The organism is Bacillus sp. V3B (assembly GCF_024494465.1).
Classification (GTDB): domain Bacteria; phylum Bacillota; class Bacilli; order Bacillales; family Cytobacillaceae; genus Bacillus_BD.
Map to the genome: position 1 here is coordinate 1 of NZ_JAETXM010000022.1, position 15,803 is coordinate 15,803.

Consider the following 15,803-nt stretch of genomic DNA (forward strand, 5'->3'; position numbering starts at 1 on the left):
TATTATTCCGCAGTAGCTCATTGGTAGGGAAAGGCAGCGTCCTGAAGAGGATGCGTTGTGCAACAAAAGACAAAGGCTTTTGAAGCATAAGATCATTACCTATATACCTATATTTAAGAAGATATAATTTTCTATTCCGCAGTAGCTCAGTGGTAGAGCTATCGGCTGTTAACCGATCGGTCGTAGGTTCGAGTCCTACCTGCGGAGCCATCTTATCATAAGCCTATATTATATAGTGATATGAGCTAGTGCTTCCATAGCTCAGTAGGTAGAGCACTTCCATGGTAAGGAAGAGGTCATCGGTTCGAATCCGATTGGGAGCTTTGTAATTGATAAATCATTCATTTGGCCCGTTGGTCAAGCGGTTAAGACACCGCCCTTTCACGGCGGTAACACGGGTTCGAATCCCGTACGGGTCACCAACATATGGAGGATTAGCTCAGCTGGGAGAGCATCTGCCTTACAAGCAGAGGGTCGGCGGTTCGATCCCGTCATCCTCCACCATATTTATATTAAGCCGGCCTAGCTCAATTGGTAGAGCAACTGACTTGTAATCAGTAGGTTGGGGGTTCAAGTCCTCTGGCCGGCACCATTCATATGGAGGGGTAGCGAAGTGGCTAAACGCGACGGACTGTAAATCCGTTCCCTTGGGTTCGGCGGTTCGAATCCGCCCCCCTCCACCATTCTTGAATAGATAATAAAAAATAGGACAACATAATTAATGTCCTTTTTATTTTGTGAAAATTATATAAGTATTGGGCTATAGCCAAGCGGTAAGGCAACGGATTTTGATTCCGTCATGCGAAGGTTCGAATCCTTCTAGCCCAGCCATTCTTATTTGAGCCATTAGCTCAGTTGGTAGAGGGTCGCAGCTTCTATGAAATTGCTTCCTTGAATAGCGATCTGTGAGAAAAACGTAGGTTTTTTGAACACAGACCACTATCCTAGTTTAGGGCGAAACATAATATAACGAGCCATTAGCTCAGTTGGTAGAGCATCTGACTTTTAATCAGAGGGTCGAAGGTTCGAATCCTTCATGGCTCATAATCAGAAAACCTTAGGGGAAAAACTCCTAAGGTTTTTTATTGTCTATTAAAATGTGATACATGATGGATCTGTTCTCGACATTTTCTTTGTAGCCGTATTGCAATAGTGGAAACATTAATTCTTATATTGCTATGCTTATTTTTCCTATTTATTGTAAGCTATTCGTCCCCCACCTAAAATTCTAACAAATTTTTGCGGAAGGAAACTTCTTACCTAAGTGTCAAATAACGCAACTGATAAATAAAGTAATTATAGATAGACATTGATACAGGGGGAGATCAACTGTGAGAAAACTTTCCATTATCGGGATGCCGATGGACCTTGGTCAGATGAGACGTGGTGTGGATATGGGACCAAGTGCTATTCGTTATGCAGGTGTTTGTGGAGAATTAGCAGAACTATTTGATGAAATAGATGATTTAGGAGATATTTCAGTTGGTAGACCAGCCGTTGTTATTGATCCGAATACAAAAATAAGAAACTTAAAGCTAGTTATTGAAAAGAATGAGGAATTAGCAAAAACTGTGGCTAAAGCGATAGAGAATGGATCCTTCCCGTTAATTTTAGGAGGGGATCATAGTATTGCAATTGGAACTTTAGCAGGAGTAGCCAAATATTATCCGAATTTAGGTGTCATATGGTTTGATGCACATGGTGATTTAAATACTGTGGAAACGTCCCCCTCAGGAAATATACATGGCATGCCATTAGCGGTCAGTATGGGCATTGGTCATAGATTATTAACAAATATAATGGGGTATAGTCCGAAAGTTAAACTTGAGAATATTGTTATTATTGGGGCGAGAGCGTTAGATATTGGGGAGAAAAAATTAATTAAAGAAAAAGGAATAAAGGTTTATACCATGCATGAAATTGATCGAATGGGAATGACAAAAGTAATAGAAGAAACCATTGCTTATTTAAAAGAGAAAACCGATGGAGTTCATCTATCTTTCGATATGGATGGATTGGACCCAACTGATGCACCAGGAGTAGGAACACCTGTTAATGGCGGCATTAGTTATCGAGAGAGCCACCTAGCAATGGAGATGTTTGCAGAAGCGGATATAATTACATCTGCTGAATTTGTTGAAGTAAATCCAATTCTCGATGAAAAAAACAAAACAGCTTCTGCTGCAGTTGCTCTAATGGGTTCATTATTTGGGAAAAAACTATTATAATAGGTGAAAAGCGGTAACTTTTATCGACGGTTACTGCTTACTTTTACTTATTAATACATAATATCTTTTTCAGTATAATTCGACTTGAATCTTGGAACTTGAACTAATCCTTAGAATAGTGTCAGGTGATTAACATAATAATGACTTAAAACTGAATAGTAAAATCTAGAGAAATAAAAAAATAATGAAACCTTTTCCGGTATCGATGCGTAATATCGAGTAGCCGCATAGAGCGGAGGTTATAAAATGGAAATACTTATAAAAAAAAGGATTAAACAAGTTTTAAAAGGTGACCAAAATGCATTCGGGGAAATCGTAGAAATTTATAAGGACAAAGTGTTTCAATTGGCTTATCGTATGCTCGGTAACAGACATGAGGCTGAGGATATTGCCCAAGAAGCCTTCATACGTGCATATGTTAATATTCAAAGTTATAATATTAATTTAAAATTTTCAACTTGGCTTTATCGAATTGCGACAAATCTTTGCATTGACCGAATTCGAAAAAAGAAACCAGATTATTATTTGGATGCAGAAGTAGCAGGGACAGAGGGATTAACCATGTATTCCCAAATTCCTTCTAAGACTTCATTACCCGAAGATGATGTAGAAAGCTTAGAGTTACAGGATACAATACAAAGGGAAATTTCGAAACTCCCAGAGAAATATCGATCTGTGATTGTATTAAAATATATAGAAGAATTATCGCTTAATGAAATTAGTGAGATTTTAGATATGCCTCTAGGCACGGTAAAAACAAGAATTCATCGTGGAAGAGAAACACTGCGAAAACAATTACGACATGTGTGATAAGAGGGTGATAACTTTGAAGTGTCCAGCAAAAATGGTAGTTTATATGCATGATTATTTAGATGATGAGATCTCAGTTGAACATGAGAAAGTGTTAAGAGAACATATTCATAGCTGTTCTGAGTGTGAAATGCATTTTCATCAATTAAAGAAAACGATTGCCCTTGTTCAAAGTACATCACATATACAGGCTCCTACTGACTTTACAGCCAATATTATGGAAAAGTTACCAAAGGAAAATCGAAAAGTTGGTGTACAGCGTTGGTTTATGAAGCATCCGATTATGACGGCAGCAGCGCTATTTCTTGTGCTAATGGGTGGAAGTATAGTCTTAACTTGGAGTGAGGATCAACAATTCTCCGTTTCGAAACAACCAAATCTAATTGTACAAAATGATACTGTGATTGTTCCAGAAGGTAAAGTAGTAAAAGGGGATGTGACGGTGCGGAACGGAAACTTAAAAATTGAAGGAGAAGTCGATGGAAATGTCACTGTTATTAACGGTGAACAATATATGGCGTCAGCAGGAAAAGTAACTGGAGAGATTAAACAAATTAACGAGATGTTTGATTGGCTATGGTACCATATCAAAAAAACAGGGGAAGATGTCTTCTACGTGTTTGATGATAAAAAAGAAGTAGGGGAAAATGAAAATTAGGGCTTATATTCGATTAATATCTTTCTGAAGATGATAAACGGGGAAAACCTCTGCTCTTGTAGAGGTTTTTTCTCGTCATGGAGAAAATTAATAGCTTTTTATCTAGAGTATATTTTAAATAAAAGCTATGGTAATGATGATTGTTGCTAAAGAACCTTTTGTATAAGCGGCTATGTGTGTTATGCAGCATGAATAACGTAATGGATGCCCACACCAAAGACTATTAGAACATCAATAGGATTGTTTAATATAGAGATAAACAAGAAGAAACGGATATTTAAAAAGGTAATCATTTGATTACTTAGTTTCCCAGATTGGCATTTGTTTCTAATATGGTATAATAATTAAGCTACATAATGGAATAATTGTATGAATCAAAAACTTACTTATATTAGTTGAATATGAACAAATCTTATGTACCAAACAAAGCTTATTAAAAAAGATGGAGGAAGTACTATGTTGTTTACGGATCTCCCAGTGATGAAATATTTGGCTAATACAGTTGACGTTCTCCTCGTTTGGTACGTCATTTATAAAATCATTATGATTGTTAGAGGTACGAAAGCAGTTCAATTTTTAAAAGGAATTTTTGTTATTTTAATTGTTCGTCTCATTAGTCAAATCTTTCATTTTCAAACTCTTTTTTGGATTACAGATCAAATTATATCATGGGGATTTCTAGCCATTATTATTATTTTCCAGCCTGAGCTACGAAGGGCCCTTGAACAATTAGGGCGAGGGAAGTTCTTTTCAAGAAGTGGTGCTAGTGAGGAAGAAGTTCATGAAAAAGTGGTCGAGTCTATTATTAAAGCTGTTGAATATATGGCCAAGAGAAGAATTGGGGCACTCATTTCTGTTGAAAGAGAAACGGGAATGGGAGATTATGTTGAAACAGGTATTGGGGTTGATTCGAAAATTTCATCTGAGCTGTTGATTAATATATTTATTCCAAATACACCTCTTCATGACGGTGCTGTCATTTTACAAAAAGATCGTGTTGCCGCTGCAGCCTGTTATTTACCATTATCAGAAAGTCCATTTATTTCTAAAGAATTAGGAACAAGACATCGTGCAGCAATTGGAATTAGTGAAGTAACAGATAGCATTACAGTGGTTGTCTCAGAAGAAACGGGAGGCATTTCATTAACTAAAAATGGAAAACTTCACAGAGATTTGAACAAAGATACTTTTCGAGAGATGCTTACAAATGAATTAATAGCATCAAAAGTGGTAAAACAAGCTTCTTCAACCCGTTGGAATTGGAGGGGGAAGAGAGATGGATAAATGGCTTGATCAATTTACTGATAATCGTACATTCATGAAATTGGTTGCATTAGTGTTGGCGATATTATTATTTGGAACTGTATATGATGATAGCAAAGAAACGAATGATGTTAATGTTCCAGGCAGTAGAGAGTCAGAAACTCTATTAGATATACCGCTGAAAAGCTATTATGACACAGATAACCTTGTCATAACAGGTATGCCTGAGACGGTTGAAGTAGTGCTAGAAGGTCCGACAGCTAATTTGCGAGCAGCAAAAACTCAAAGGGATTTTGAAGTGTATGCCGATTTATCGAAAGTAGACGTTGGTAAACAGCGAGTCCAGCTGCAAATTAGGGATTTGTCTGATAGATTGAATGCAACAATCAACCCTGCCTATGTGGATATAGTCGTACAGGAAAAAGTAACAGAAGAGTACACAGTTGACGTTGAATTTAATCATAAGATGGTTGCGGAAGGTTATACAGCCGATAACCCTGAAGTACAACCAGGTAAGGTAAAAATTACTGGTGGAAAAGATGTTATGGATAAGATTACTTATGTAAAGGCAACGATTGAATTAGGCGAAAAGGTGAACAAAACAATCGATGATTATGCTATTGTTACAGTTTTGGACGACAATTTAAATAAATTAAATGTAGTAGTTGAGCAGGAGACAGTCAAAGTGACAATCCCTATTAGAAAGATAAGCAAAACCGTACCAATCGAAATTATGAGGTCTGGTACATCGCCTACAGGCGTAACAATCGATTCAATCATATTAGATAAAAATGAAGCAACCATTAAAGGCAATGAAGATATTCTGGATACGACGGAAAATGTGAGAGTAGAAGTGGATGTAAGTAAGATTAATGAAAATACAGAATTGACGCTTCCCGTAATCATGCCGAATGAGCTAAAAGAAGTAAACCCAGAAACGGTTAAAGCGATGGTTAAAGTTAGTGTGGAGATTGAAGAGACTGCAGTAACAGAAGAAGAGGAAACAACAAAAATATTTTCAGATATCCCGATTGAGTTAAGCGGGATACCTGAAAACTATCTTGTAACTTTTCAAGAACCTTCAAGTGGAACAATAAATTTAACGGTAACAGGAACAGAGGAAGTGCTTTCTATTATTAAAGAGACTGATTTCGAGTTAACCATAAATGCAGAGGGTTTAGAAGAAGGGGAGCATACAGTACAAATAAATGTAAATGCACCAGAGAATGTTAGCTGGACAATGGATATTGATAAAGTAAATATTGATATAACAGAAAAAGAGCTTTCTTAAAAAAATACTCTTCATTATAGTAATCATTTAATAGAGAACTTTAAACGGAAGATATAGAGGGAGATTGAAAGAAGTAGTATGAAATAATCTTCCTCTACATCGGCATATTAGGAATAATCCTAGAAGGAGCGATTCATAAATGGGTAAATATTTCGGTACTGATGGAGTTAGAGGAGTGGCAAATAGTGAGTTAACGCCTGAACTAGCTTTCAAATTAGGCCGCTTTGGCGGTTATGTATTAACAAAAGATCATGATCGACCAAAAGTGTTAATTGGGCGTGATACACGTATTTCAGGTCATATGCTTGAAGGGGCACTTGTTGCAGGTCTTCTCTCTATTGGCGCAGAAGTAATGCGTTTAGGAGTTATATCAACACCAGGGGTATCCTATTTAACAAAAGCAATAGGTGCACAAGCAGGCGTGATGATTTCTGCTTCACACAACCCAGTTGCTGACAATGGGATTAAATTCTTTGGTCCAGATGGGTTTAAATTATCAGATGACCAGGAACTGGAGATTGAGCAATTGTTAGATATGGAAGAAGATAAACTACCAAGACCAGTTGGAATAGACTTAGGACAAGTAAATGATTATTTTGAAGGTGGTCAAAAGTATCTACACTATTTAAAACAAACAGTTGATGAAGATTTCTCAGATATCCATATTGCTTTAGATTGTGCACATGGAGCAACATCCACCCTTGCAACTTATTTGTTTGCTGACCTTGATGCAGATACTTCAACCATGGGAGCATCACCAAATGGCTTGAATATAAATGATGGTGTAGGATCTACACATCCAGAAAAATTAGCAAGCTTTTTAAAAGAAAAAGGAGCGGATATTGGACTTGCCTTTGATGGAGATGGTGATCGCCTGATTGCCATTGATGAAAATGGTGAAATCGTAGATGGCGATCAAATCATGTATATTTGTGCTAAGTATATGAAAGAGCAAGGTCAATTAAAGCATGGTACAGTTGTTTCTACTGTAATGAGTAACCTTGGGTTTTATAAGGCATTAGAAGCTCAAGGAATTGAAAGTATTCCAACTGCTGTAGGTGATCGTTATGTTGTCGAAGAAATGAAGAAAAATGGCTATAATTTAGGTGGAGAACAGTCAGGACATATTATTTTTCTTGATTACAATACGACAGGTGATGGTCTTCTAACAGGTGTACAGCTTGTTAATATTATGAAAGTGACGAAAAAATCATTATCCGAGCTTGCTTCTGAAATGAAAAAATTTCCGCAAAAACTTGTCAATATTCGTGTAACAGACAAGCACCATGTCACTGAAAACGAAAAAGTAAGTGCAGTGATCAAAGAAGTAGAGCAAGAAATGAATGGAAATGGTCGTATTTTAGTACGTCCTTCAGGAACAGAGCCTCTTGTTCGTGTAATGGCTGAAGCATCGACAGAAGAACTTTGTGAATCTTACGTAAATCGTATTGCAGTAGTTGTTCAGACTGAAATGGGATTAAAAGAAGAATAACTTTAATGATGCATAAGGGAACTTTAAGTTCCTTTATGCATATTTTATTTTAAGGGGGCCTTTGAAGGTTGGAAATAATCACTATTTATGCGATATTGACGAAGGTTTTAAACTATTGTATGATTGTTCTTGTTTCTGCAATCCATTAAAAACAGAAGCCTATTTTTTTATTTGCAAAGGAGGGAGAAACAGTTTACTACAACTTTTAAAAGCGCCTGAACTATACCCTGTATGGATGGGTCTAGTTGACGAGGAGGAGGTTTATCGAAATTTCGGCGGATGCCTCCCGGTTGAAAGCACAACCGAACAGCACTTCTTTAAATCGTTAAGGCAACTTAACGGACAAAGGGAAGGGCATGCTAATGAGAAAGAAGATCTAAATAGATCTGAAAATCTATGAAAATATAAAAAATTATAGATATAAGGGGACAAGAGTGTCCCGGAATTTGTTCAAAGGATGCCTTTCAAATGTGAATGCGACCGATCGCAAATTGATTTGAGAGCCATTTAACCAAATTGAACATTTTACAAAGACTTCTTGTTCCCCTATAGGGAGGAAGCAGAAATATGTGTGGAATTGTTGGCTATATTGGAAATCAAGATTCAAAAGAGGTTTTATTAAGAGGGCTAGAAAAGCTCGAGTACAGAGGATATGACTCTGCGGGGATTGCTGTTATGGGGGAAGATGGAGTACAAGTTTTCAAAGAAAAGGGACGTATTGCAGATTTACGAAATATCGTTGATTATGATGTACGTGCAAAAACAGGTATTGGTCATACTCGTTGGGCTACCCATGGGGTACCAAGCCAAATGAATGCACATCCACATAAAAGTGCATCAGGTCGTTTCACCCTTGTTCATAATGGTGTCATTGAAAATTATGAAATTGTTAAACGTGAATATTTAATGGATGTACCATTAGTAAGTGATACAGATACAGAAGTAATTGTACAGCTTATTGAGTTATTTGTGAATAAGGGTGCATCTGTTGAAGCAGCATTCTGTCAAACTCTTGAACTACTCAAAGGTTCATACGCGATTGCTCTATTAGATGAACAAAATCCAAATATGATTTATGTGGCCAAGAATAAAAGTCCACTATTAGTCGGTGTTGGAGAAGATTTCAATGTCGTGGCAAGTGATGCAATGGCTATGCTGCAAGTAACGGATCAATTTGTCGAACTCATGGATCAAGAAATTGTACTGGTCACAGAAGATGGTGTAACCATTAAAGATCTTACTGGTGAAGTGATAAATCGGAACCCTTATACGGCTGAACTTGATGCAAGTGATATTGAAAAAGGAACATATCCGCATTTTATGCTTAAAGAAATTGATGAACAGCCACTTGTTCTTCGCAAAATTATTCAAAAGTATCAAAACGATAATGGTGAATTGACAATTAATGAGGAAATTGTTCAGGCGGTAAATGAAGCGGATAGAATTCATATTATTGCTGCTGGGACATCGTATCATGCAGGGCTTCTAGGTAAACAATTTATTGAAAAGTTAGCTGTTGTTCCAGTTGAAGTGCATATTGCCAGTGAGTTTGTCTATAACATGCCATTATTATCTGCAAAGCCGTTGTTTATTTTCATTTCACAAAGCGGTGAAACAGCTGATAGTCGTGCAGTGCTTGTTCAAATCAAAAAGTTAGGACATAAATCGTTGACAATCACAAATGTTCCTGGTTCTACTTTATCAAGGGAAGCTGATTATACGCTATTACTCCACGCTGGTCCAGAAATCGCTGTGGCTTCTACAAAAGCGTATACAGCTCAGTTAGCTGTGTTAGCGATTCTTGCTGAAGTAACAGCTAAAAGAAGTGGCAAAGAAATCAAGCTTGACCTTGTTAGGGAACTTGGAATTGTAGCGAATGCAATGGAAATTCTTTGTGATTCTAAAGAAGAATTTGAGAAAATGGCAAAAGAGTATTTAACAACTACCCGAAATGCATTCTTTATTGGTCGCGGAGTTGACTATTATGTATGTCTTGAAAGTGCATTGAAATTGAAGGAAATTTCGTACATTCAAGCAGAAGGCTTTGCAGGTGGAGAATTAAAGCATGGTACAATTGCTTTAGTTGAAGAAGGTACACCGATTATTGCCTTAGCGACACAGGAAGGTGTGAACTTAAGTATTCGTGGAAACGTGAAAGAGGTTGTAGCGCGTGGAGCAAACCCGTGCATTATCTCTATGAAGGGTCTGGAGATGTCTGAGGATCGCTTTGTGATTCCAGAAGTACATGAGTTATTAACACCTCTTATCTCGGTTATTCCAATGCAGCTTTTCGCCTACTATGCAGCCCTAATTCGTGACTGCGACGTCGACAAACCTCGTAACCTAGCAAAATCTGTTACGGTCGAGTAACGATGTAGATCTTAAACTTATGTTTTGTTGAATGAAAATAAAGTTCTATCGTAAAAGGAAAGGCTCGGTCTAATTTTATTAGATCGGGCTTTTTGGTAAGGAGAAAACTTAATTCCATTTTTCACTTTAATTTTTTCTGTTATGATCCATTTTTCTTTGAATAGAGATTTTTAAGTGGGTGTTAATTTACCAAAATAATTTGTGGTTGCTGCGATTCCCAAAGAATTAGTTAATAAGAAAGTAGACATTATTGGAAATTGACTACAATCAATCGATGCTTCGTTACAGGCAATTGGAGGAGTGTATGGTTTATAGAAAACGATAGCTGTAGGTAGATGGATACAAACGATTGGAGCTGTTGTTGAAGCGATCGGGGGTATACAATCAATCGGAGTTTGTAAGAGGGGTGCTTATCTGTTATAAAATATTGATTAAATAGAGAATGGAAGATATGATATTAAAATGGTATCTTAATACAGGATAGTATCTTATATGATTTTGTAGATGAGAGGTAATAGTAGAAGCAGTATATTTTGAAAAGAGAAACCTTGTTTTGTGTGGGATAAATAGAAAGGAATGAAATTGTGTTTGAATGGAAGAATATTTTTAAAGGGATGATGATGGGGGCAAGTGATGTTGTTCCAGGAGTTAGTGGAGGAACCATTGCCTTATTAGTAGGGATTTATGAAAGGTTAATAGAAGCAATTGATGGTCTTACAACAAAGGGTTGGAAAAAACATGTCGTTTTTTTACTTCCGGTAGGACTAGGGATGGGAACAGCGATTCTAACATTAAGTCATTTACTGAGTTGGTTGATGGAAAGATTCCCGCAACCAACCTTTTTCTTTTTTCTCGGTCTCATTGTGGCGATTATTCCATTATTGCTGCGTGAGGCTGACTATAAGCAAACATTTAAAGTACCACACTATGTGCTCCTTATACTCGCTGCAGTTGCAGTTGCGATGACTGCCTTTGTAAGTCATGATCAAACCACAGTCATGACTAATCTCGCTTGGGATGATTATCTTTATCTTTTTTTTGCGGGCTGGATTGCAAGTTCAGCGATGATCTTGCCTGGCATTAGTGGTTCATTAATGCTTTTGCTCATGGGTGCATATGCAACGGTAATAGAAGCAATTAAATCTTTGAACTTTCCGGTGATTATCGTGGTTGGTTTGGGCATTGTGATGGGTCTCTTATTAACAAGTAAGCTGATCCGTTATGTATTTCATAATTACAGGACAGTAACATACGCCATCCTAATCGGCTTTGTCGCAGGTTCTATTTTTGTGATCTATCCTGGTTGGCCTGAGAATGTTCTACTTATGGTCATGAGCTTACTCTCTGCTATAGGTGGTTGTCTAATTGCTTATTATCTAAGTCAATTTCAAAAAGGATAAGAATAATTAAACAAACACTAGGTTTTATTGGAATTTGGACTAGCGAGTCTTCGCTAGTCCTTTTTATATTAGCTCTTCTTAGTTTTTGGCTGTGTTAATGATGCTTGTTAATAAATTGCCTTTGGTGTACGTGCAGCATGTGTTTTATTACGTGAATAACTTAATGCCTACGTATACCAAAGGCTTATAAAGTAGCAAAATTACTGCTTAATAAAACCTAGTTTTTAAAACTCATAATAACTACGAAGTAAATAAGAAATCCATTTACAATGTGGGTGATTTCGAATATTTTCTAGTAACCCTCTCACAATAACAAGACTTAAATTAGGTTTAAGTAGCTGTTGTTTTAGTAGAATTAACGATTCTTTTTCAATAGAATCTTCAACTTCTTCTATTTTTTGCTCCATCATTTCAATAAGTTGTTCCTTCGTTACTTCTTCATTTATCGGTTGCTTAAACAGATGGATAAGGTCTTGTGAAATAAATGGAATGGTAGTATGTTTCGCTAGGAGATTTGTTTTTTCCACAAGCGATTGAGACAGTAAGTCCAAATCTAACGAGATGTTATTGTATAGCAGTAATTCTGAATAAATATTCGTAAAGCCTTTAATACAATAAATTAAATCATATTTTGTATGTTTGACCTCTTCACCATATAAACGTTCAACCATCGATAAGATAATTTTCTCCATTAACCTGTTGTAGTAACGAATTTTTAGAATGAGCTCTTTATTAAAAGATTGTGTTTGCTCTTTGATAAAGAATTTTGCAAAATCAGAGTACTTATGAAACGAGTGGAATATTGCGTAATAAAATTCATATAAAAGCTCTTCATCATTATTTGTGTTTTTGACTTTATAGTCAATATCGGAGGTGATTTGTATCATAAAATGATCAACTAGTGCTAAAATCAATTCGTCCTTTGACTTGAAAGATAAGTAGAAAGCACCTTTAGAAATACCACAATGCTCTGTTATTTGTTGGACAGATGTGGATTCAAAACCTTGCTTCGCAAAAAGTTCTAACGCTTTTTCCATAATTAATTGTTTTTTAATCATTTTATTTTATCGCTCCTAGGCTATGTTATTGACAAATGACTGATTAGTCATTAGTATAAGTAATTGAGCTTAATAAGTCAATTAAGGGTAGGTGTAAGAGTGAAAGGTTTAGTCAATTTTGTCCTGAAGAATAAACTAGCCGTATGGTTGCTTACCATTATCATCACTGTATCTGGTATTTATTCAGGTATACAAATGAAAACAGAAACGATTCCAGATATTTCACTTCCTTACTTAATGGTAATGGACGTATATCCTGGAGCAACTCCTGAACAAGTGATGGAAGATGTGTCCATGCCGTTAGAGAAAGCAATAGAAAATCTTGAAGATGTGAAATCCGTTTATTCAAATTCATATTCTAACATGGCAAATATTCAAGTAGAATACGAATACGGTGTAGATATGGACGAGGCGAAGCGTGCATTAGAATCTGCATTAGGTGCAGTGACTTTAGCAGAAGGAGCACAGGAGCCAATTATTACAGCAATTAGTATGAATATGATGCCAGTGGTTGCATTAAGTATAAGTAGTCAGGAAGAAGATATTGTTGAATTAACATCAACAGTAGAAGAAATTTTACTTCCGAAAATCGAGAAAATCGATGGTGTTGCATCTGCAGCGATTACAGGTCAACATATTGAAGAAGTGCAGCTTACGTATAACGAAGCAAAAATGGCTGAACTTGGCTTAACCGAAGATACAGTAAAGCAAATAATTCAAGCAAGTGACCTAGCGGTTTCATTAGGTCTTTACGAGTTTGAAGAAGGTGAAAAAGCTGTAGCAATAGATGGCAAGTTCATGACAGCTGATGAATTAAAGGGAATGCTTATTCCTGTAACACCTTCAGAAACAAATCCATCACCATTTGTGAAACTTAGCGAGATCGCTACAATTGAAGTAGTTGGTAAAGTAGAATCGGTTTCACGCACAAATGGTGAGGACGCGATTGCCATTCAAATTGTCAAAGGGCAACAAGCAAACACGGTTGATGTTGTAGACGATGTGAAGGAGCTAATCGAAGAAGAAGAGGCAAATATCGATGGTCTTGTCATCGATGTATCACTTGACCAAGGTGCGCCAATTCAAGAATCGGTTACAACGATGATTGAAAAAGCGTTATTTGGCGGTTTAATTGCCGTATTGATTATCCTTCTCTTCCTACGTGATGTTAAATCAACCATTATTTCGATCGTATCCATTCCAGTTTCTATCTTCATGGCGTTACTGCTGTTAAACTGGTTGGATATTACGCTAAATATTATGACACTTGGTGCGATTACAGTGGCCATTGGTCGTGTAATTGATGACTCAATCGTAGTCGTTGAAAATATTTATCGTCGTCTTCATTTAAAAGAAGAAAAATTAACAGGTCGTGCACTTGTACGAGAAGCGACAATTGAAATGTTTAAACCAATTCTGTCATCAACATTAGTAACGGTTGCGGTATTCGCACCACTTATCTTCGTTGGTGGTATGGTTGGCGAGCTGTTTATGCCGTTCGCATTAACCATGACGTTTGCACTTGGAGCTTCGTTAATTGTTGCGATTACAATTGTTCCTGCACTATCTCACTTCTTATTTAAGAAGAAGTTATATAGCGAAAAGACAGAGAGCAGTCATAAGGAGATTGGTAAATTATCACAATGGTACAAAGGAATTCTTAAATGGACACTTAATCATAAAGTTATTACTTCACTCATTTCTATTGTTTTATTAGCTGGTAGTTTGGCGTTAACGCCATTAATTGGTTTTAGCTTTATGGGTAGTGAAGAAGAAAAAGTGATGTACTTAACGTACACGCCAGAAACAGGCGAGCTAATGGAAGATACATTAGCAAACATAGAAGTGGTAGAAGAAGAGTTACTAAAACATGAGGATATTGATATTGTTCAATTATCTGTAACGAATAGTGGCGATCCGATGGCAGCGATGATGGGCGGCGGTGGAGATGGTGCATTAATGTACTTAATCTTTGACCCAGAAATGGATGACTTCCCAGAAGCCCGCGCGGAAATTGAAGAGTATGTATTCAACATTAGTCAAACAGGTGAATGGAAGAGCCAAAACTTTTCTTCGATGTCGATGTCAACAAATGAAGTTAGCTACACATTCTACAGTGAAGATTTAGATAAACTAAATGAAGCTGTAAAAATGGTAGAAGACGTTATGAATAAAAATGATGGCTTAGAAGACGTTTCTTCAAGTGCAGAGGATGCGTATGTTGAGTATACATTTAAAGTAGAACAAGATAAATTACTGCAGTATGGTTTAACAACGGGTCAAATCGTGATGATGTTAAGCCCAATAACAACAAAAGAAGTATTAACAACAGTTGAAAAAGATGGTGACCCGTTAGAAGTAATCGTTCAGCAAGAACAAGATGAACAGCCAAAATCAATTGATGATATTTTGGCAACACAAGTGCCGACAGCACAAGGCATGTCAATGCCACTTTCTGAACTTGTAACAGTTGAGAAAGGTACAACGTTAAATACACTTGCACGTAGTCAAGGTGAATACTACGCAACCGTTTCAGGTACAATCATTGGTGATGATATTTCAAAAGCAACATCCCAAGTCGATGAAGCAATTGATCAATTAGATTTACCTAAAGGTGTTACAATCGGTGTTGCCGGTGTAGCTGCAGATATGACTGAAACATTTACACAACTTGGTGTAGCCATGCTTGCGGCAATCGCAATTGTGTACTTTATCCTTGTTGTCACATTCCGTGAAGGTGTCGCACCATTTGCAATTCTATTCTCACTACCATTTGCAGTAATTGGTTCATTTGTTGGTTTATTAATCGCTGGTGAAACCATTTCTGTATCTGTCATGATGGGTCTATTAATGTTAATCGGTATCGTTGTAACGAATGCGATCGTACTTGTAGACCGTATTATTCATATGGAACGTGATGGTATGAGTATGCGTGAAGCGATTCTAGAAGCGGGTGCCACACGTCTACGTCCAATTTTAATGACAGCACTTGCCACGATTGGTGCGTTAATTCCATTAGCCATTGGCTCAGGTGGTGGCGGTTTAATCTCGAAAGGTCTTGGTATTACAGTAATCGGTGGTCTGACAAGTTCGACGTTATTAACATTAATTATTGTACCAATCGTGTATGAGATATTATCTAAGCTATTTAAGAAAAACCGTAAAGAAATAGAAGAAAACTAATTGATTAGCCCTACAAGGTGATCCATCATCTTGTAGGGCTTTTTGTTTTT

10 protein-coding genes and 8 tRNA genes are annotated in these 15,803 nt (G+C 36.9%); 17 read left to right on the forward strand and 1 reads right to left on the reverse strand.

From position 1 onward, the window contains the following. Positions 1–135 precede the first annotated feature (135 nt). The 16 genes from JMM81_RS18150 to JMM81_RS18225 all read left to right on the forward strand — a co-directional run bounded on the left by JMM81_RS18150 (position 136) and on the right by JMM81_RS18225 (position 11,512). Positions 136–210 (forward strand) — tRNA-Asn (locus tag JMM81_RS18150). Positions 211–250: 40 nt separating this feature from the next. After that, positions 251–323: transfer RNA gene (locus JMM81_RS18155), tRNA-Thr, on the forward strand. A gap of 24 nt (positions 324–347) precedes the next feature. Beyond that, positions 348–422 (forward strand) — tRNA-Glu (locus tag JMM81_RS18160). 6 nt (positions 423–428) lie between these two features. Further along, positions 429–504, forward strand: a tRNA-Val gene (locus JMM81_RS18165). A gap of 12 nt (positions 505–516) precedes the next feature. Continuing rightward, a tRNA-Thr gene (locus JMM81_RS18170) sits at positions 517–592 on the forward strand. Between the two features lie 7 nt (positions 593–599). Further along, a tRNA-Tyr gene (locus JMM81_RS18175) sits at positions 600–683 on the forward strand. A gap of 73 nt (positions 684–756) precedes the next feature. After that, positions 757–831 (forward strand) — tRNA-Gln (locus tag JMM81_RS18180). Positions 832–971: 140 nt separating this feature from the next. Then, positions 972–1,044: transfer RNA gene (locus JMM81_RS18185), tRNA-Lys, on the forward strand. Positions 1,045–1,331: 287 nt separating this feature from the next. Further along, complete coding sequence (gene rocF / locus JMM81_RS18190) at positions 1,332–2,228, forward strand: arginase (RefSeq protein WP_256242960.1); 897 nt, start codon at positions 1,332–1,334, stop codon at positions 2,226–2,228. A gap of 246 nt (positions 2,229–2,474) precedes the next feature. Next, positions 2,475–3,038 carry an RNA polymerase sigma factor SigW gene (gene sigW / locus JMM81_RS18195; protein ID WP_256242962.1) on the forward strand — a complete coding sequence of 188 codons (564 nt, stop codon included), beginning with the start codon at positions 2,475–2,477 and terminating at the stop codon, positions 3,036–3,038. Positions 3,039–3,054: 16 nt separating this feature from the next. Further along, positions 3,055–3,696 (forward strand): anti-sigma factor family protein, encoded by a 642-nt coding sequence (locus JMM81_RS18200; RefSeq protein WP_256242963.1) that lies wholly within the window; start codon positions 3,055–3,057, stop codon positions 3,694–3,696. 456 nt (positions 3,697–4,152) lie between these two features. Then, positions 4,153–4,980: a diadenylate cyclase CdaA gene (gene cdaA, locus JMM81_RS18205; RefSeq protein ID WP_256242964.1), complete on the forward strand. Its 828-nt coding sequence runs from the start codon at positions 4,153–4,155 to the stop codon at positions 4,978–4,980. After that, a complete protein-coding gene (locus JMM81_RS18210) occupies positions 4,973–6,250 on the forward strand; it encodes a CdaR family protein (RefSeq protein WP_256242965.1) in 1,278 nt (425 codons plus the stop codon). The genes cdaA and JMM81_RS18210 overlap by 8 nt, the downstream gene beginning before the upstream one ends. Positions 6,251–6,389: 139 nt before the next feature. Continuing rightward, positions 6,390–7,742: a phosphoglucosamine mutase gene (gene glmM, locus JMM81_RS18215; protein ID WP_256242966.1), complete on the forward strand. Its 1,353-nt coding sequence runs from the start codon at positions 6,390–6,392 to the stop codon at positions 7,740–7,742. A 567-nt stretch (positions 7,743–8,309) separates the two neighbouring features. Further along, positions 8,310–10,112 (forward strand): glutamine--fructose-6-phosphate transaminase (isomerizing), encoded by a 1,803-nt coding sequence (gene glmS, locus JMM81_RS18220; RefSeq protein WP_256242967.1) that lies wholly within the window; start codon positions 8,310–8,312, stop codon positions 10,110–10,112. A 584-nt stretch (positions 10,113–10,696) separates the two neighbouring features. Continuing rightward, complete coding sequence (locus tag JMM81_RS18225) at positions 10,697–11,512, forward strand: DUF368 domain-containing protein (protein ID WP_256242968.1); 816 nt, start codon at positions 10,697–10,699, stop codon at positions 11,510–11,512. Positions 11,513–11,736: 224 nt separating this feature from the next. Here the strand turns inward: JMM81_RS18225 and JMM81_RS18230 are convergent, their stop codons facing one another. Further along, on the reverse strand, positions 11,737–12,570 hold the full coding sequence (locus tag JMM81_RS18230) for a TetR/AcrR family transcriptional regulator (RefSeq protein ID WP_256242969.1): 834 nt from the start codon (positions 12,568–12,570) through the stop codon (positions 11,737–11,739). A gap of 99 nt (positions 12,571–12,669) precedes the next feature. Here JMM81_RS18230 and JMM81_RS18235 point away from each other — a divergent pair, with 99 nt between their 5' ends. Further along, positions 12,670–15,753, forward strand: a complete 3,084-nt coding sequence (locus tag JMM81_RS18235; protein WP_256242970.1) for an efflux RND transporter permease subunit — start codon at positions 12,670–12,672, stop codon at positions 15,751–15,753. Positions 15,754–15,803: the final 50 nt, after the last annotated feature.

What these genes read in the sequence shown, in the direction of transcription:
- glmM (WP_256242966.1), top strand. Translation starts at nt 6,390, where the DNA reads ATGGGTAAATATTTCGGTACTGATGGAGTTAGAGGAGTGGCAAATAGT.
- glmS (WP_256242967.1), top strand. Translation starts at nt 8,310, where the DNA reads ATGTGTGGAATTGTTGGCTATATTGGAAATCAAGATTCAAAAGAGGTT.
- JMM81_RS18210 (WP_256242965.1), top strand. Translation starts at nt 4,973, where the DNA reads ATGGATAAATGGCTTGATCAATTTACTGATAATCGTACATTCATGAAA.
- sigW (WP_256242962.1), top strand. Translation starts at nt 2,475, where the DNA reads ATGGAAATACTTATAAAAAAAAGGATTAAACAAGTTTTAAAAGGTGAC.
- JMM81_RS18230 (WP_256242969.1), bottom strand. Translation starts at nt 12,570, where the DNA reads ATGATTAAAAAACAATTAATTATGGAAAAAGCGTTAGAACTTTTTGCG.
- cdaA (WP_256242964.1), top strand. Translation starts at nt 4,153, where the DNA reads ATGTTGTTTACGGATCTCCCAGTGATGAAATATTTGGCTAATACAGTT.